This is a genomic window from Streptomyces sp. NPDC051662 (assembly GCF_040681655.1).
Taxonomy (GTDB): domain Bacteria; phylum Actinomycetota; class Actinomycetes; order Streptomycetales; family Streptomycetaceae; genus Streptomyces.
In genome coordinates this window covers 161,420-178,870 of sequence record NZ_JBFAZD010000016.1, presented here as the reverse complement: position 1 = coordinate 178,870, position 17,451 = coordinate 161,420, and the positions used below count along the sequence as shown (strand labels likewise).

General features: G+C 72.7%; 15 protein-coding genes, 1 pseudogene and 1 riboswitch. Of the genes and pseudogenes, 8 read left to right on the top strand and 8 right to left on the bottom strand.

The window, feature by feature from the left end; translation table 11 throughout:
• Positions 1-92 precede the first annotated feature (92 nt).
• Positions 93-608, top strand: a complete 516-nt coding sequence (locus AB0M67_RS26075) for a hypothetical protein (RefSeq protein ID WP_365749165.1) — start codon at positions 93-95, stop codon at positions 606-608.
• Between the two features lie 52 nt (positions 609-660).
• Here AB0M67_RS26075 and AB0M67_RS26070 read toward each other — a convergent pair whose 3' ends face one another.
• From AB0M67_RS26070 to AB0M67_RS26060, 3 genes and pseudogenes are all read right to left on the bottom strand, one after another.
• On the bottom strand, positions 661-1,395 hold the full coding sequence (locus AB0M67_RS26070) for a Mut7-C RNAse domain-containing protein (RefSeq protein ID WP_365749163.1): 735 nt from the start codon (positions 1,393-1,395) through the stop codon (positions 661-663).
• A complete protein-coding gene (locus AB0M67_RS26065) occupies positions 1,392-1,985 on the bottom strand; it encodes a GNAT family N-acetyltransferase (RefSeq protein WP_365749161.1) in 594 nt (197 codons plus the stop codon). The genes AB0M67_RS26070 and AB0M67_RS26065 overlap by 4 nt, the downstream gene beginning before the upstream one ends.
• A gap of 52 nt (positions 1,986-2,037) precedes the next feature.
• Positions 2,038-2,922 (bottom strand): annotated as a pseudogene (locus AB0M67_RS26060) (helix-turn-helix domain-containing protein).
• A 63-nt stretch (positions 2,923-2,985) separates the two neighbouring features.
• On the opposite strand from AB0M67_RS26060, the gene AB0M67_RS26055 reads away from it, so the two are divergent.
• Positions 2,986-3,555, top strand: coding sequence for a TIGR03086 family metal-binding protein (locus AB0M67_RS26055; protein ID WP_365749159.1), 570 nt, complete (start codon positions 2,986-2,988; stop codon positions 3,553-3,555).
• Between the two features lie 76 nt (positions 3,556-3,631).
• Here the strand turns inward: AB0M67_RS26055 and AB0M67_RS26050 are convergent, their stop codons facing one another.
• Entirely contained in the window at positions 3,632-6,355 is a 2,724-nt protein-coding gene (locus tag AB0M67_RS26050; protein ID WP_365749156.1) for a SpoIIE family protein phosphatase, read from the bottom strand.
• Between the two features lie 124 nt (positions 6,356-6,479).
• The gene (locus tag AB0M67_RS26045) at positions 6,480-7,169 is read right to left on the bottom strand and encodes a histidine phosphatase family protein (protein ID WP_365749155.1); all 690 of its coding nucleotides are present in this window, start codon (positions 7,167-7,169) and stop codon (positions 6,480-6,482) included.
• A gap of 116 nt (positions 7,170-7,285) precedes the next feature.
• A riboswitch (cobalamin riboswitch) is annotated at positions 7,286-7,454 on the top strand.
• Between the two features lie 40 nt (positions 7,455-7,494).
• Here AB0M67_RS26045 and AB0M67_RS26040 point away from each other — a divergent pair.
• Positions 7,495-7,728, top strand: a complete 234-nt coding sequence (locus AB0M67_RS26040; RefSeq protein ID WP_365749153.1) for a CbtB domain-containing protein — start codon at positions 7,495-7,497, stop codon at positions 7,726-7,728.
• A gap of 21 nt (positions 7,729-7,749) precedes the next feature.
• Positions 7,750-8,565, top strand: a complete 816-nt coding sequence (locus AB0M67_RS26035) for a CbtA family protein (RefSeq protein ID WP_365749151.1) — start codon at positions 7,750-7,752, stop codon at positions 8,563-8,565.
• A 118-nt stretch (positions 8,566-8,683) separates the two neighbouring features.
• Here the strand turns inward: AB0M67_RS26035 and AB0M67_RS26030 are convergent, their stop codons facing one another.
• Both AB0M67_RS26030 and AB0M67_RS26025 read right to left on the bottom strand, forming a co-directional pair.
• On the bottom strand, positions 8,684-8,893 hold the full coding sequence (locus tag AB0M67_RS26030) for an NAD(P)H-binding protein (protein WP_365749149.1): 210 nt from the start codon (positions 8,891-8,893) through the stop codon (positions 8,684-8,686).
• Positions 8,893-9,318 carry an NAD(P)H-binding protein gene (locus tag AB0M67_RS26025; protein ID WP_365749147.1) on the bottom strand — a complete coding sequence of 142 codons (426 nt, stop codon included), beginning with the start codon at positions 9,316-9,318 and terminating at the stop codon, positions 8,893-8,895. Before AB0M67_RS26025 ends, AB0M67_RS26030 begins: the two co-directional genes overlap by 1 nt.
• A gap of 93 nt (positions 9,319-9,411) precedes the next feature.
• Between AB0M67_RS26025 and AB0M67_RS26020 the strand changes: the two genes are divergently transcribed.
• A complete protein-coding gene (locus tag AB0M67_RS26020; RefSeq protein ID WP_365749145.1) occupies positions 9,412-10,074 on the top strand; it encodes a TetR/AcrR family transcriptional regulator in 663 nt (220 codons plus the stop codon).
• Positions 10,075-10,150: 76 nt separating this feature from the next.
• Here the strand turns inward: AB0M67_RS26020 and AB0M67_RS26015 are convergent, their stop codons facing one another.
• Entirely contained in the window at positions 10,151-10,543 is a 393-nt protein-coding gene (locus tag AB0M67_RS26015) for a hypothetical protein (protein WP_365749144.1), read from the bottom strand.
• Positions 10,544-10,790: 247 nt separating this feature from the next.
• Between AB0M67_RS26015 and cbiT the strand changes: the two genes are divergently transcribed.
• The 3 genes from cbiT to AB0M67_RS26000 all read left to right on the top strand — a co-directional run bounded on the left by cbiT (position 10,791) and on the right by AB0M67_RS26000 (position 17,451).
• Complete coding sequence (gene cbiT, locus AB0M67_RS26010; protein ID WP_365749246.1) at positions 10,791-12,137, top strand: precorrin-6Y C5,15-methyltransferase (decarboxylating) subunit CbiT; 1,347 nt, start codon at positions 10,791-10,793, stop codon at positions 12,135-12,137.
• Positions 12,134-12,886: a precorrin-4 C(11)-methyltransferase gene (cobM, locus tag AB0M67_RS26005; RefSeq protein ID WP_365749142.1), complete on the top strand. Its 753-nt coding sequence runs from the start codon at positions 12,134-12,136 to the stop codon at positions 12,884-12,886. The genes cbiT and cobM overlap by 4 nt, the downstream gene beginning before the upstream one ends.
• 188 nt (positions 12,887-13,074) lie before the next feature.
• Positions 13,075-17,451 (top strand): hypothetical protein, encoded by a 4,377-nt coding sequence (locus AB0M67_RS26000; RefSeq protein ID WP_365749243.1) that lies wholly within the window; start codon positions 13,075-13,077, stop codon positions 17,449-17,451.

Genomic DNA, 17,451 nt, shown 5'->3' with positions numbered 1-17,451 from the left:
GCGCGGGGGCCGCGTGTCATGTGGGTGACCGGGGGCGCGCCGGGCCTGAGGGAGGCCCGGTTCGCGGTGTGATGATCGGTATGTTCCCGCCCATGGGTGTCAAGCGCGAGGCGTTGCTGGTGGCGGTGTCGGCCGTCACGGCGGTGGTGATGGGTGCGGGTCCTGGCTTGGGCGCGGGCGTCGGTGCGGGTGTCGGGGCCCCCGGTGTCCGGGATGCCGTCGTGCCGGAGGCCGATCTCTCGCACCACGGGCATGTGTCGCTGTGGAGCGAACAGCTGACGGTCCGCTTCGAGTCCGAGAACCACGGTCCGTCCGCGTCGGCCGACGCGACCGTGCGGCTGACCTTCTCGGTCTCCCTCGCGGCCGGGCAGAGCCTGCCGGCCAACTGTCTGCGGGGCGGTGACCGGGTGGTGCTCTGCCGTACGGGTCAGCTACGGGCGGGCGGGCGGAGCCCGGAGACCGCCCTCGACCTGAGGACGGCGGGTCGGCCGGTCGAGGTGGTCGTACAGATCGACACCCACTGGAATGGCGGCGCGAGCGACCCGAACCCCGAGAACCACCGGCACCGGGTGCTGGTGCCGGCCACCGGGGACCCGTACGTCTTCTGATCGTCCGGGGAACCGACGTGGTCGGACGTGGTCGGACACGGCCGGACTGGGCCTACGCCGCGGCGTCGCCGAATTCCCGTACCGCGTCCTCGACGATCGCCGCCAGCCGGGCGTGGTGCGCGCCGCGCCAGTACACCTGGCCGCAGTCCGTGCACTGGGCGAAGACGTCGTACGAACGCTGGGTGCCGTGCTCCAGCTGTTCCTGGACGGCCGCCTTGTCCGCGGGGCCCAGGCCGCCGTTGCAGGCCGTGCAGCGGGTCCAGGGCGCGAGGGCGGGCGCGAACCGTTCCAGGACGTCCCGGAGCTGGTCGTCGGGGCGGTCGCTGTAGATATACGCCCCGGCCCAGATCTCGCGGCGGCGCAGCAGCCCCCGGTCCCGGGACAGCAGCACCCGGCGCTCGGCGGCGGAGAGGGTGGCCAGGGCCGGATCACCGATGTCCTCGTTCTCGTACGCCGCGTCCACGCCAAGCAGCCGCAGCCGTCGCGCGAGCGTGCCGAGATGGACATCGAGCAGAAAGCGCAGGGGAGCCCCCGGCACCCGCTGGGGGCGGCTCACGGCCCGTACCTCGACGGTTTCGCCCGCGGCGGGGATGTGCGAGACGGACACCTCACGGCCGTCCACGAGCAGCGCGCCGACCTCGGTGAGCGGGACGCCGAGCGACTCGACCGTATGACCGAGCGTGGACGCCCCGTCGGTGAGCAGGGACGTACGTCCACGACGCCGCTCGGCGGGGACGAAGAGGCGCAGCTCAGGGACGAAATCGAGGTGGATCTCCGGTCCGTTCACGTCGTCAGGATGTCATTGGACGCGGGGGCCGGGCCAGGGCTTTCCCGAGGGCCTTCCGTGCCGCCGGCGCCGGGCGTGAGGTCCAGCCGCCAGTCGTTGGCGCGCATCAGATGCCCCTTCGGGTACTCGACCCGGCACGGGCCCTGGAGCGAGAAACCCGCCCGGCGGCAGAGCGCGTTCGACGACCGGTTGTCGACCGACGGGAAGGCGTGCAGATAGCGGTACTTGCCCTCGGCGCGCGCCTTCTCCACGACGGCCGCCGCTGCCGCCGCCGCGATGCCGCGCCCCTGATGTGCGGCGAGCACCCCCCAGCCCGTCTCGTACACCCGCTGTTCCCGCCAGGTCTGCTCCCAGAACCCGATCGTGCCGACGGCCTCGCCGGCCGGCAGCAGCACGATCCGGAACATCCGGCCGCGGCCCGTACGGTCCGCGCTCAGGTCCACGTACCGTCTGTGCCGCGTGAGCAGCTGGTCCTCGGTCTCCGGGCCGCCCAGATGGCTCATCAGCTCCGGCGCGTTCATGGCGCGGAGCAGGCCGAGATCGCCCTCGGACCACGGATCCAGCCGTACGCGCGGCGCTTCGCTCTCCATGTCACGCACTGTAGGGCTGGGGTCTGACATCCGGGCGTCCGGCTTCTGATGCTCAGGGGGCCTGAGGCTTGGTGTCCTGAGGTCCGGTGTCCTGAGGTCTGGCGTATGCCGTCGGCGGTACGCCGACCGTCGCCGTGAAGTCCCGTACGAGATGGGCCTGATCGCTGTAGCCGAGCTCGGCGGCCAGCTCCTACCAGTCCACCTCCGGGCCGGTGCCGGAACCCGTACGCGTCTCCGACTCCGCGCGCTCCAGCGCCTCGTGGATGCGGTAGCGCAGGATCACCCACTTCGGCCCCACCCCCACATACGTGGCGAAGAGCCGTTGCAGTGAGCGCACCGACACCCCTTCCGCCTCGGCGAGCCGGGCCACGCGCCGGATCGTGCGGTCGGTACGGATCCGGTCGGCCAGTTCCATGGCCCGCGCCGTCCGCGGGTCCGGGTGCGGGCCGACGCCCAGCAGATACGTGTCGAGCGCGGCCACCCGGGCGTCCTCCCCGGCAGGACCCAGCACCGCCGCGATGTCCGCGTCCGTCGCCGGCATGACGTCGGCGATCGGCACGCGCCGCCCCGTCCACTCCGATACGGGCCACCGCGGCGCGAACGGCCGGAAGCCGCCCGGTCTGAACTGCACCCCGCACACCCGCCCCCGCCCCGCCAGCTTCTGGGCGAACAGCTCCAGGCCGACGCCCGCGACCTCGGCGAAGGCCGGGCTGTCCGGCCCTGGGCCGAACCGCTGGAAGACGACATTGACCGAGGGGTGCGGCACGACATAGGAGGTGTAGGGCTGATCCAGATCCCAGTCGATCAGCCAGTAGTGCTCCAGATACGGCCGCAGGGCCGGAGCGGGCTCGCGGCGCCGGAACCGTACCCGCGCGAAGAGCCCGGGGGCGTCGACGATGCCCCGGGTGTCACGCCGCGGTCCCGCCGGTCCTGCCATGCCCGGATCCTATGTCGCGTTTGTTCAAGACGCCGGAGAGCGCCGTTTCCTAAGGTCACGGCCATGAACGACACCATCAGCAGGCTGCTGGAGGTGGCGGCCGACCGTACCGTCACCGTCGTCCGGAACATCACCGACGACCAGCTCACCGCGCCGACCCCGTGCGCGGAGTACGACGTACACGCCCTCGTCGACCACCTCTTCCAGGTCATCGTGAACTTCCAGGCGCTCGCCGCCAAGAAGGACTCCGACTTCGGCGCCGCCCCCGAGCATCTGACGGGGGCGTGGCGCGACCGGTTCGCCGACGAGACCGTACGGCTCATCGCGGCCTGGGGCGCGCCGGGCGCCGAGGAAGGCACCTCGGGGGCGATGGGGATGCCGGCCAGGACGGTGGGCGCGATGGTGGTCGGCGATCTGGCCGTCCACGGATGGGATCTGGCGCGGGCCACGGGGCAGCCGTACGAGCCGGACGCGGCGCTCGTCGGGATGCTCGGGGCGGAGTTCGGGGCGCTGGCTCCGACGGCGCGGAAGATGGGGGTGTTCGGGGAGCCGGTGGAGGTGGGCGAGGACGCGGGTCCGTTCGAGACGCTGCTGGCCATGACGGGACGCGATCCGGGGTGGGGCCGTCCGTGACGCGGCCGTGGCACGTGCGTGGAGCGGGCCTGGGACGTCAGCTCTACGCGTGAGCTCTACGCGTCGGCCCGCCGCGTCAGCCCTCCGTGTCCGGTGCGGCGTCCGGCGGTAGCGCCTGCTCGGCCCAGATGACCTTGCCCTCCGCCGTGTAGCGGGTGCCCCAGCGTTCCGTGAACTGCGCGACGAGGAACAGACCGCGGCCCCCCTCGTCGGTGGCCGCCGCGTATCTGAGATGCGGCGAGGTGCTGCTGAAGTCGGAGACCTCGCAGATCAGGGCGCGGTCACGGAGGAGCCGCACCCTGATCGGGCCGAGGGCGTAGCGGATGGAGTTGGTGATCAGCTCGCTGAGGATCAGCTCGGTGGGGTACGCCAGCTCGTCCAGCCCCCAGTCCGCCAGCCGGCGGGCCACGGCGGCGCGCACCCGGGACACCTCCGAGGGGTGGGACGGCACCTCCCACTCCGCGATCCGGTCGCGCTGGAGCACACGGGTACGGGCGACGATGAGCGCGATGTCGTCGCTCGGGCGGTCGGGCAGCAGCGCTTCGAGCACCGCCGAGCAGGTCTCCTCGGGGTCCCGGTCCGGGTGGGACAGCGCGGCGCGCAGCATGAGGAGTCCTTCGTCGATCTCCCGGTCGCGGTCCTCGATGAGCCCGTCGGTGTACAGCACCAGATGGCTGGCCTCGGGCAGCCGCAGCTCCACCGTCTCGAACGGCAGCCCGCCGAGCCCCAGCGGAGTCCCGACCGGCAGATCGAGGAACTCCACGCTGCCGTCCGTGGAGACCAGCGCGGGCGGCGGATGGCCGGCCCGCGCCATGGAACAGAGCCGGCTCACCGGATCGTAGATCGCGTAGAGACAGGTCGCGCCGGTGATCACGGCGCCGCCGCCCGCGATGCCCTCGTCGCGGTCGATGCGGGTGATCAGATCGTCCAGGTGGGAGAGGATCTCGTCGGGCGGCAGATCGAGCGTCGAGAAGTTGTGGACCGCCGTACGCAGCCGCCCCATCGTCGCCGCCGCGAGCAGGCCGTGTCCGACGACATCCCCCACGACCAGGGCCACGCGGGCGCCGGGCAGCGGGATGACATCGAACCAGTCGCCGCCCACCCCCGATTCGGCGGGCAAGTACCGGTAGGCGACATCGAGGGCGCTCTGCTCGGGCAGCCGCCGGGGGAGCAGGCTGCGCTGGAGCGTCTCCGCCATGGCGTGCTCGCGGGTGTAGCGGCGTGCGTTGTCGATACAGACCGCCGCGTGGTTGGCCAGTTCCTCGGCGAGGGACACGTCCTCCTCCTCGAAGGGCTCCGGCCGTTCCGCGCGCCAGAAGATGACGACCCCCAGGAGGATGCCCCGCGCGCGCAGCGGGGCCGTGACGAGGGAGTGGACGCCGTACTCGATGACCCGGGCCGTCCGCTCCGGTTCCTGGGACTTCCAGCCGCCTGCCCGGGCGAGATCGGGCTCGACGGTCCCGCGCCCGCTCCTCAGGCTCCATGCCTGCGGCGTGGTGGGGCGGTAGGTGAACCGCGCGCCCAGCGGATAGAAGGGGTGGTCGTCGGGGAGGCCGACCAGGGCCGTACGGCGCAGCTCGGAGTAGGCGGTGACCGACGCCGGGTCCTCACCGCGCAGTACGGCCTCCGCCAGATCCACGGTGACGAAGTCGGCGAACCGCGGGACCGCCACCTGCGCCAGCTCCTCGGCGGTCCGGGTCACATCGAGGGTGGTGCCGATCTCCACGCCCGCGTCGTACAGGAGCTTGAGGCGCTTCTGCGCCACTTCCGCCCGGCCCGTGAGCGCGCGCAGCTCGGTGGAGTCGCGGAGCGTCGCCACGCTGCCGGGCGGGCCTCCGTCACGGTCCGTGGAGCGGTTGTTCACCGCGATCAGCCGCTCTCCTGTCGCCAGCACCTCGTCGGTGGCACGGCGTCCCGAGGCCAGCAGCTCGGCCATCCGGGAGTCCAGACCGAGTTCGGTGACGGGGCGGCCCTCCGGGTGCGGGGGCAGGTCGAGGAGACGGCGCGCCTCGTCGTTGGCGAGTACCAGCCGGCCGTCGCCGTCGACGATGAGCACCCCTTCGCGTACGACATGGAGGACCGCGTCGTGATGCTCGTACATACGGGCGATCTCGACGGGCTCCAGCCCATGGGTCTGACGCCGCAGCCGGCCGCTCACCAGCGCCGTGCCGCCGGTGGCGAGGGCGAGCGAGGCGGCGGCGGCGCCCAGGACGATCGGGATCTCGCGGTTGGCGAGACTGTTCACCTTCTCGATGGTGATCCCGGCCGATACGAGGCCGATCACCTTTCCGCTCGCGTCCTTGACGGGGGTCACCGCCCGTACGGAGGGACCGAGGGTCCCCGGGACGGTCTCGGTGATGGTGCGGCCCTTCAGCGACGGCCCGATGGTGCCGATGAAGTGCTCCCCGATGCGCGCGGGATTGGGGTGGGTGAGCCGGATCCCCTTCGTGTTCAGTACGACGACGAAGTCGACGCTGGAGGCTTTGCGTACCGCCTCCGCCCGTGGCTGGAGGATCGCGGAGGGGTCGGGTGCCCGCAGGGCGGGCGCGATTCCGGGGGAGTTCGCGAACGCGGTGGCGACGGAGACGCAGCGGTTGCGTGCCTCTTGTTCGGTGTCGCGCCTGGACACCAGGAGGAGCGAGATCAGCGAGGACCCGATGAGCAGCAGCACGATCACCAGTTGCAGGATGAAGACCTGCCCGGCGAGCGTGCGGACGTTCAGCCACGACGGACGACGCCACCGACTCCGTGGGCGTCGGCCGGAGCGGGCAGCCAGGGCCCGAGCCCAGGATCGACCCATATGTCCGGCCATGTACCTACATCTACACCGGCTGTCTTCACAAGGCGAACGGGCGTGGGCGCCGCCGGAGAGTGCCGGGGGCGCCGGGGAGCGCCGGGGAGCGCCGGGGGCTATGGCGACAGCCTCAGGGGGTGGCGCTGTGGAGCGGTCGGCCGCTGAGCAGGTTCCAGCGGCCGGCCCGCCCGCTGAGTTCGGTGGCGGTCAGGGGGCGTACGTCAATCCGCCAGAAGGCCGCGGGAGTTGCGCCCAAGGCGTGGACCGCGCAGGCGCGGATGATGTCCGGCTCGGCGACGGCTATGACGCGGCCCCCCGCCGTGCCGCCGCCGCGCGGGGTGCGGTCGCGCGGTGTGCCGTCGTCAGAGGTGCTGTCGCCAGGGGTGCTGTCGTCAGAGGTGCCGTCGCCATGAGTGTCGCCGCCCAGCGCGTCGAGCCAGTGGGCGGCGCGGGCGAGCAGCGTCAGCAGGGATTCGCCGCCGTGCGGGGCGGACGCGGGGTCCGACAGCCAGGAGGCCAGCGCGTGCGGTTCCGCGGCGGCCACCTCGTCGAGGGTCCTGCCCTGCCAGCCGCCCATGGCGCAGGGTGCGAGGGCGGGCAGCGGCTTCGCGTCCAGGCCGAGGGCCTCGGCGGTGCGCCGGCAGCGGGGGGAGGGGGAGACGTATGTGGTGGTGACGGGGAAGGTCTCCCGTACGGCTTCGGCCTGCCGCAGCCCGAGGGCGTCCAGCCCGCCGTCGGCCGGCTCCTCGGCGTGGGGGAAGCGGGCCTCCCGCAGGGCCGGGTTCATGGCCGGTGAGATGAGCATGAGCCGGGTGGTCATACGGTCCTCGCTCCTTGGTTCTGGCTCGGTCCGGCCGGGTTCCGGCCGTGTTTCCGCAGGTTCTGGCCGTGTTCCCGCCGGGTTCCGGCCGTGTTCCGGCACGTTCCGGGAAAAGGTCCTCTTGGCCGGTCCCCGGGATCGCGGTACCTTCACGTCGAAATAACGACGGCGGAACGGAAGTCCGGTGGGAATCCGGCACGGTCGCGCCACTGTAAGCCGGGCGCCGGTCGCGTATCAGCGCGGCGGGGGTCCCGGTGAGTCAGACCCGGATGCCGTCGTTCGAGCTCCACTGAACGGGACGCGAGTTCCCCAAGGAGGTTGTGTCATGGCGCAGTCCATAGCGCCCCCGGCCGCTGCATCCACCGGTGCCGCCGGCACCGCTGTCACCCCCCTTCCGCTCCGCGCGGTGCTGCCCTGGGCCGTGTTCGTCGGCACCCTGATGCTGGTGCTGCTCTATTTCGTCGGCGCGGAGCAGGGCGCCACGTCGGTGTTCTCCGGTGCGGACGTGCACGAGTGGGTCCACGACGGCCGTCATCTCCTCGGCTTCCCCTGCCACTGACGACCGACGGAGATCACGCGCATGCATGCCTCCACCGTCAGAACCCTCCTCGTCCGCGGCATGATCGCGGGCGTCCTCGCCGGACTCTGCGCGTTCGCGCTGGCCTATGTGGCGGGTGAGCCCTCGGTACGGGCCTCCATCGCGCAGGAGGAGGCCCACTCCGCGTCCGCGCATCAGCACGGCGGGGAAGCCACCCAGCAGGGCGCGGAAGAAGAGGAGGAAGAACTGGTCAGCCGGCCGGTGCAGTCGACCTTCGGGCTGGCCACCGGCGTCCTCGTGTACGGGGTGGCCCTGGGCGGGATCGCCTCGCTGGTCTTCGCCGGCTGTCTGGGCAGGATCGGCCGGTTCGGTCCGAGGGTGACCGCGGCGCTGCTCGCCGGGGCCGCCTTCGCCACCGTCTATCTGGTGCCGTTCCTGAAGTATCCGGCGAACCCGCCCGCGGTCGGCGACCCGGACACCATCGGCAAGCGCACCACGCTGTTCTTCCTGATGATCGTGTTGAGCGTGTTGCTGGCGGTTGTCGCGGTCATCGCGGGGAGAAGGCTCGCGCCGCGTCTGGGCAACTGGAACGCGGCGGTCGCCGCCGGTGGCGGTTATGTCGTCGCCGTGGTGGTGGCCTGTCTGGTCCTGCCCGCCAACACCGATGCCATTCCGGCCACGTTCCCGGCCGCCCTGCTCTGGGAATTCCGGCTGGCGTCGATCGCCGTACAGGCGCTGCTCTGGACAGCCTTCGGGCTGATCTTCGGGGCGCTGGCGGAGCGGGCCCTCCGGCCGAGGCGGCAGGCCGCCGCGGTGGCGGCCGACAGCACTGCCGCACCGGTACGTACCGCCGGCTGAACCGGGACCGGGAACGGAAACGGAACGGGGAACGGAACCGGGACCGGCCCGCGCTCACGAAGCGCGGGCCGGTCCCGGTTTCCTGTCAGGGGACCGTCGGCCGGTCTCCGGTCGCCCGTCAGTCGCTGACGCCGACCGCGTGCCCGAACGTCGACCGGTCCGTGACGAAGTCCAGCATGGCGCGGGCCACGTCCGCGCGGGCGATCGCGTTGGCGGCCGGGCCCGCCTCCACGGCGTGGCGGTAGGTGCCCTTGCCGTCGGCGTCCGTCAGCCGGGGCGGCCGTACCGACGTCCAGTCGAGCCCGCTCTCGCGCAGGATCGTCTCCATCAGTTCGAGATCCGTGTACAGCTCTTTGAGCGCCAGCCACATCCCGGGCAGCAGGACCCGGCGCGCGAGCCACGGCTGACCGGACCCGAGCGGTTCAGCGGCGCCGCGCTCACCACGACGATCCGCCGGGCGCCGGTCGCGGCCATCGCCTCGGTCGCCGCCCGCGCCGAGGTGGAGGCGGGCTTGAGCGGGTCGTGCCGGCCGGCCTGGCCCATCCCGGAGAGCACCGCGTCGGCCCCGTCGACGACCTCGGTCAGGGAGGCCGCGTCGAGGGCGTCGGCGCGTACGACCGTCAGGCCCTCGTGTTCCGTCCTCAGCTTGGCCGGGTCCCGTACCGCGGCCGAAACCTTGTGTCCGTCCGCGAGGGCGTGGCGGACGATCTGCCGTCCGACGCCTCCCGTGGCTCCCAGCACAGCGATTTTCATGACCCCTCCAGGGGTGAGTGAACGCTTACCAGCCATGGTGGGTGAGCGCTCACCCACTTGTCAAAGTAGGCTGGTGGGCATGACGGGTACGACATGACCGGTACGCACCGAGAAGCCGCCGCGCCGCCCCTGACCGGCGGCGCCCTCACGCGCTCGCGCATCCTCGACGCCGCCGCGCGGCTGATGGGCACCGTGGGGCTGACGCGCACGACGACGAAGGAGATCGCGAGGGAGGCGGGCTGCTCGGAAGCCGCGCTCTACAAGCACTTCCGCGACAAGGAGGAGATCTTCGTCAGCGTTCTGCACGAGCGCGCGCCGCGCTTCACGGACGCGCTGGCGCGGCTGCCCGGGCGCGTGGGCGAGGGGGAGGTGGCGGATCATCTGGAGGAGGTGGCCCGGGTGGGGGTGCTCTTCTACCGGGGTACGTTCCCGATGGCGGCGTCCCTCTTCGCCAGCCCCGACCTGCTCGTGGCCCATCGCGAACGGCTCGGACTCGACGGCTCGGGGCCGCACGAGGTGAGCCGGTCCGTGGCCGCGTATCTCGCCGCGGAACAGGAGCTGGGCCGGGTCTCCCCGGACATCGACCCGGACGCGGCGGCGCTGCTTCTCGTCGGCGCCTGCTTCCACCGGGCCTTTCTGGGCCTGTTCTTCGCCCCGGAACCACCGGAGGGCGTTCTGCGCCCGGAGAGCGAGGCGGATTTCGCGCGGGAGACCGTACGGGCGCTGCTTACGGGCATCGCCCCGCCGGGCCGGTGATCCGCGCCGCCGGGCCCGTGATCCGGCTCGGCGGGGCTTCGGCTCAGGGGGGCTTCGGCTCAGCCCGTCTCCGGGCTCATCGCTCGGAGCGGCGCCGGTCGCCCGCGCACAGCGCCCAGATGATGAAGAGGTCGATGGCGAGGAGCACGAGGGCCCACAGCGGATAGCGCGGGATCCAGAGGAAGTTCGAGAGCGCGCCGAGACCCGCCAGGATCACACCGACCACGCGCGCCCACACCGCGCCTCTCAACAGCGCGCAGCCCGCGAGGAAGATGATGGCGCCGATGATGAGATGGACCCATCCCCAGCCGATGAGACTGAACGAGAACACGTAGTTCCGCGTCGCCAGGAAGATGTCGTCGTTGGCGATGGCGGAGATACCCGCCAGGATCGTCATCGCGCCGCCGAAGATCATCAGAACCGCGGCGAAGACCGTCCATCCGGTAGCAAGTGCCCTCTTGGCCGTCATGGGGCGCTCCCTCGGTGAGGAGACGGGCCGGGGGCCGGTGCCGGCCGGCGGCCGTGGTGGTCACCTCAAGGTTCCATAGGTAAGGGTCTCCCGCATCTCGTCCGGGGGACGGCCAGTAGAGTGCGGATTCGGTCTTCCCCCAGTTCAGAGGTGTACGGCAGTGAGCCACGCCCAGCCCTCCGCGCCCACCGGACCCGACGCGCCCACCGGACCCGACGGGCCCCGGCCCTCCGTGCCCCGGGTGCCGATGCCGGTGCTGCCCGTGACTGTCGTCGGGATCGGCGCCGACGGCTGGGCGGGGCTGCCCGATGGCTCGCGGGCCGCGCTGCGCGAGGCGGACGTACTCATCGGCGGCCCCCGGCAACTCGCCCTGCTCCCCGGCGAGTGCGCGGGCGAGCGGGTGCCCTGGCCGTCGCCACTGCGGCCAGCCGTGCCCGGGCTGCTCGCCGCCCACGCCGGGCGCCGGGTCGCGGTCCTGGCCAGCGGGGACCCGATGTTCCACGGGATCGGGCGGACCCTGTCCGAGGTCCTGTCCGAGACTTTGTCCGAGACCCTGTCCGAGGTCCTTTCCGAGCCCCCTGGCACGGACGCCCGGCGGGCCGGCGCGCTGCGCGTGCTGCCGCATCCGTCGTCCGTCTCGTACGCGTGCGCCCGGCTCGGCTGGCCGGTGGAGGACACGGAGGTGGTCACGCTCGTCGGCCGCCCCACCGAACTGCTGGCCGCGGCCCTGCACGACGGCCGGCGGGTCCTGGTGCTCAGCGCGGGCGCGGCGACGCCCGCCGAGGTGGCGGCACTGCTGACCGAGCGCGGCTACGGCCCGAGCCGGATGCACGTACTGGAACGACTCGGCGCGGACAAGCGTCATGTCGAGGCCCCCGCCCAGGAGTGGGCCGAGCCCGCCGGTGATCCGCTCAATGTCGTGGCGGTCGAGTGCCGTCGCGCGCCGGACGCGCCGCGCCTCGGCGCCGTACCCGGCCTGCCCGACACCGCGTACGCACACGACGGCCAGCTCACCAAGCGCCATGTGCGCGCCGCGACCCTGGCCGCGCTCGCGCCCGCGCCCGGCGAGCTGCTCTGGGACATCGGCGGCGGGTCGGGTTCGATCGCCGTCGAGTGGATGCGTACGCACCGCTCCTGCCGCGCCGTCTCGGTCGAGCGCGATCCCGCGCGGGCGGAACGTATCGGCCGTAACGCGCGTGCGCTCGGCGTCCCCGGGCTGCGCGTCGTCACCGGTGCGGCGCCGGGCGCGCTGGCCGGACTGCCGGTCCCGGACGCGGTGTTCATCGGCGGCGGGCTGACCGTACCGGGGCTGCTGGAGAGCTGCTGGGACGCGCTGCCCGCGGGCGGCAGGCTGGTCGCGAACACGGTGACGCTGGAGTCCGAGGCGCTGCTGGCCGAGTGGTACCGCCGGCTGGGCGGGGAGCTCGTACGGCTGGCGGTCGCGCACGCCGTTCCGGTGGGCGGGTTCACCGGCTGGCGGCAGGCCATGCCGGTCACTCAGTGGGCGGTCACGAAGGACCACCCTCCGCGGGTCTCCTCGGCGGGACCGCGGGTCCCCTCGGCGGGAGCCCCCTCAGCAGGAGAAGAACGATGACGGTGTACTTCATCGGCGCCGGTCCCGGCGCCGCCGATCTGATCACGGTGCGCGGCGCCCGCAGGCTGGCCGCCTGCCGGGTGTGTCTGTACGCGGGCAGCCTCGTGCCGCGCGAGCTGCTGGCCGAGTGCCCGCCGGACGCGCGCCTGGTGGACACCGCGCGGATGGACCTGGACGGGATCACGGCCGAGCTGGTCCAGGCACACGAGGCGGGCCACGACGTCGCCCGGCTGCACTCCGGCGACCCGTCGGTCTTCAGCGCCGTCGCGGAGCAGATGCGCCGGCTGGACGCGGCGGGGGTGCCGTACGAAGTGGTGCCGGGCGTCCCGGCGTTCGCGGCGGCTGCCGCCGCGCTGAAGCGTGAGCTGACGGTCCCGACGGTGGGCCAGACGGTGATCCTCACGCGGATCGCCCAGCGGGCCACCCCGATGCCTGAGGGCGAGGACCTGGCGACCCTCGGCCGGAGCGGGGCGCTGCTCGTACTGCACCTGGCCGCGCGGTATGTGGACCGGGTCGTGGCGGAACTGCTGCCGCACTACGGGGCGGACTGCCCGGCCGCGGTGGTGGCGATGGCCAGCCGCCCGGACGAACTGGTGCTGCGCGGCTCGCTGGGGGACATCGCGGGACAGCTGAAGGCGGCGGGTGTGGTGCGGACCGCGGTCATCATGGTCGGCCGGACGCTGGGCGCGGAGCAGTTCCGTGACAGCCATCTGTACTCGGCCGACAGGGAGCGTCCGCACGCCTGCTGAGGACCTGCTCCGGACGCACTCGTCCAGGGGCACCTGACCGGTGCGCACGGCTGATCCGTTCTCCCGCGTTCGTTCGACGGCTCCACAGGAGATCCTCCGCACGCCATACTGAGCAGGGCAATCAAACATTCAATAATTCGCCAACAAACAGCCAAGTCGTACAGGGGAGTTGGGTGTACGTGGTGGAGATGCCGAGTACGCCCGATCCGCTCGCCGCCGCGGTGCTCAGGGTCAGGTATCCCGACGGTACGGCCGTCGGCGCCGGCTTTCTCGTGACCGGGGAACTGGCCGTCACCTGCGCCCATGTCGTGGCCTCCGCACTCGGACTCGACGACGACGAGCGGCCTGCCGCCGGGGCGACTGTCGAGGTGGACCTGCCGCTCGGCCCGGCGGCCGGTCCGGCGGTCGGCGAGGCGGCCGGGCCAGCGGCCGGTCCGGTGATCGTTCCCGCGCTGGTGGAGTACTGGCCGGAGGACGGTCCTTCCGGGGCCCGGGATATCGCCGTACTGCGCCTGCGGTCCACCGTCCCCGGCGCCGTACCCCTGCGCATGGCCGAGGCGGACGACGTATGGGGCCACCCCGTGCGGACCTTCGGCTTCCCGGCCCGCCATGCCGACGGGGTGTGGCACGCGGGGGTGCTGCGGGCGCGGCAGGGGGCCGGCTGGCTCCAGGTCGAGCGGGCGGCGGGCAGCAACCACGCGATCAGCCGGGGCTTCAGCGGCGCACCGGTGTGGGACGAGCGGCTGGGCGCCGTGGTCGGCATGGTGGTGGCCGCCGACCCCCAGCAGCCGTCCGCCTTTCTCATCCCGACCGGCGAACTGCTGCTCGCCGTACCGTCGTTGCGGGAAGCCGTGCTGCCGTCCTCGCCGTTCCGGGGACTGTCGGCGTTCCAGGAGACCGACAGCGAGGTCTTCTACGGCAGGGACGAGGAGAGCGACGAGGTCACCGCGCTGGTCACCGAGCATCCGGTGGTCACCATCTTCGGGCCGTCGGGCTGCGGGAAGTCATCGCTGGTACGGGCGGGTGTGGTGCCCCGGCTGAGGAAGGCGGGACACGCCGTCGTCATCGTACGGCCGGGCGGTCCGTCCGGTCTGCTCGGCGGTCTCGCCATGGAGCTGACCCGGCTCACCCGGCCGGAGCTGACCGGCAGCGCGCAGCGCGAGGAGAGCCGGGTGGTGGAGGCGGAGCTCTCCGTGCACGGCTGGGGGGAGATCCTGGCGCAGCTGACGGGTACGGGCGGCGGTACGGGTTCGGATACGGGCGGCGGTTCGGGTACGGATACGGGCGGCGGTACCCGTACGAGCAGGGGCACGCGTACCCGGCGTGCTCGCGGCGTACGCGGTCTCGTCGTGGTCGTGGACCAGCTTGAGGAACTTCTCGACCACGGCCCCGGCGCCCGGTCCGCCGCCGAGGCCGTCGCCGCGCTGTTCCCCGAACACCCGCCGTCGGGGCTGCGTGTGCTGTCGACGCTCCGCGCCGACTTCCTGGAAGCCGTCAGCACTCGCCCCGGTCTGGAACGCGCCCTGCGGGGCAAGTCCCTCCTCCTGCCCGCGATGTCCGCCGAACAGGTACGGCAGGCGGTGGTCCTGCCGGTGGAGGCGATCGCGTCCGTCGGATACGCGGACGGACTGGAGCAGCGCATCCTCGCCGACTGCGGTGACGCGCAAGGAGTGCTGCCGCTGCTGGAGTTCACCCTCGACCAGCTGTGGGAGCGCCAGCGCGGCGGTCTGCTCACCCACCGGGCGTACGAGGAACTCGGCGGCGTCAGCGGCGCGCTGGCCGAGCGTGCCGAGACCGTATGGCGGCGCGCGGTACGGGAGACCGACGGGCCGGATCAGTCGGAGGGGGCCGACGAGGCCACGGCACGGCGGCTGTTCACCCGACTCGTCCGGCTGCCGCTCGGCGGCCCGGCGGCCACGCGCCGCGTCGTGCCCCGCGCCGAGCTGGGCGAACCGGAGTGGACGGTCGCCCAGGCGCTGGCCCGGGAACGGCTGGTGGTGATCGGCCTCGACGACGAGAAACGGGAGACCGTCGAACTGGCCCACGAGGCGCTGATCCGGGCATGGGACCGGCTCGGCGCGCTGGTGGAACGCGACCGGGACTTCCTCGCCTGGCGGGAGGGGATACGGCACGACCGAGAGCGCTGGGAGGCCGCCCGCCGCGCGCCGGATCTGCTGCCCGCCGCCTCGGCCCTGGACGTGGCGCGCCGCTGGGAGCGCGAGCGTGGCGAGGAACTGAGCGAGGCCGACGCCGACTTCCTGCGCCGGGGCCGCGACCGGTGGCGGACGAGAACACGGCGCAGACGCGGGCTGTTCACCGGCCTCGGCACCGTACTGGCGCTGGCGGCGGTGCTCGGCTCGCTCTTCGTCTACCAGAGGGGCGTGGCGGAGGAGCGTTCCGCCGAGGCGGACTCCCGCTCCATGGCGGCGACCTCGACGGACCTGCGCGCCACCGATCCGGCGCTCTCCGCGCTGCTCGCGATCTCCGCGTACCGCAGGTCGCCCACGGAGTCCGCGCGTGACGCCCTGCTCCAGAGCTATCTGACGTACGGGCGGGCGCACTGGCTGATGTCGGGGACGCTGGGCCAGGTGCGGCGCGTCGCCGCGAGCGGCGATGGACGCGTCGTGCTGGCGACCACCCAGCCCGGACGGGCCACCCTGTTCGTACGGAATGACGACGGGGAGATACGCGGGGCGCACCTTCCCGCGGAGGGGGACGCGCGGTATCCGGTGGTCGCGCCGGACGGGAGCGGCGTGGGGTACATCGGGGCGGACGGCGCGCTGGTGTGGCACGAAGTCCGCCCGGGGACGGCCCGGATGATGGGACCGGCCCGGACGATGGCCGTGCGGCCGGCGGGTGCGGCGGCTCGCCCCGGCTTCGTGCCTCCCCGGGGCGCGGCGATCTCCTCCGACGGCAGCCGGGTGGCGGCTGCCGTCGGCGGCCATCTCGTGGTCTGGGACCTGCACAGGGGCACGGTCGTGCGCACGCTCTCGCCTCCAGAGGGCGAGGACTCGTTCGCGAAGGTCTGGTTCGGGCCCGACCGGGACACCCTGCTGGCGGCGGCGGAAGGCGACGCCGACTCCCTGGAGGACAACCCGTACACGGTGCTGGCCTACCAGGGGTCGCGAGCCCCGCGCACGGTCGCCACGGGTGTGGAGGGGGTGGAAGTCTCCGGCGACGGAACCGCGTTGGTCCACTGCCGTGTGTCGGACGGGGCGGACAAGGGTCTATACCGGGTGGTTCGGATCGCGGACGGCGAGGAACGCGGCCGGTTCAGGGACACCAGCCGGTGCGGAGCGGAGCTGGTCGTCGACCGTACGGGACTGCGCGTGGGCGTCGCGGATGGCATCCGCCCCCTCGTCCGGTTGTTCGACACGGAGCGGCGGGAGCAGATCGCGGTGACCGGGAAGCAGAGCGAGCCGCGGGTGGGCGGCGGCTTCCGGCACCGCGAGGTGCTCCCCCGTCTCCTGGAGGACGGCGGCCGGACCTATCTGCTCAGTCATGACTCGGCCGGCGCGGCCCTGACCGCCGTGTCCACCGATGTCCAGGAGTTCCTGCCGCGGGACAATCGTTCCTTCGAGGAACTCACCCCGGACGGTTCCACCATCGTCAGCAGAACGCCCGACGGGACGGAGCTGCGGACCTACACCGTGGGCCAGGGGTTCGAGGAGGTCGCCTCGGCGAAGCGGCCGAGCCCGGCGGCGGGAGGGGAGGCGGGCATCCGGATCAGTGGTGACGGCTCGTTGGTGGCGGATCCCGCCGTGAGCGGCGAGATCCATATCCGCGAGGTGCCGTCCCTGCGACGGATCGCCACCGTCCCCACCGGGGTCCGTACGGGGTCGATCTTCCGGTTCGCCGACGAGAGGTATCTCCTGGTCGCGACCGGTGGCGTCATCGAGCGCTGGGACGCCAGGACCGGACGGCCGGCCGACCGTATCGATCTCAGTACTACGGATCTGGCCGACACGGTGACGGACACTTCCCCCTTCGTCTGGCCCTATCCCAGGGAGGGGCATGTGGCTGTCCTCGGGGACAGCCACATCCACGTCGTCGACCTCGCCGAAGGGCGCGAGGTGACGGAACTCCGGATGGACGTCGGGAACGACGTGATCGGCGTCCGGTTCGACGCCGAGGGAAACCACATGGCGGTCTTCCGCCGTGGCGGTGTCTGGGAGTTGTGGCGGCTCGATCCGCTCCGCCGGGAGCTCGGCCCGATGCCCGTCGTCGGCGAGGGAGGCGATTTCGTCTTCGACTTCATGGATACGGAGGGGCGCCTCCTGGTGGCGGACGCGGGGAGGGTACGGATCTACAAGGCCGGCAGCCGTGCCTACGAGGACGCCTACAACTTCGGGACGGGGTCCGGCAGCACGCCGGGGGCGTTTCCCGCCGCCGCCCAGGGCCCGACGGTCCTGTACACCAGCGGCGGCCAGACAATCTCCGTACGCCTGGACCCGGAGACCTGGGTCGGCAGACTCTGCGCGGTGATCGGACAGCGCACCCTCACGCGCGCGGAGCGCGACGCGGTACCGGCGGAGGTGCCGCCGGGGGCGGTGTGCGGGGGGTGA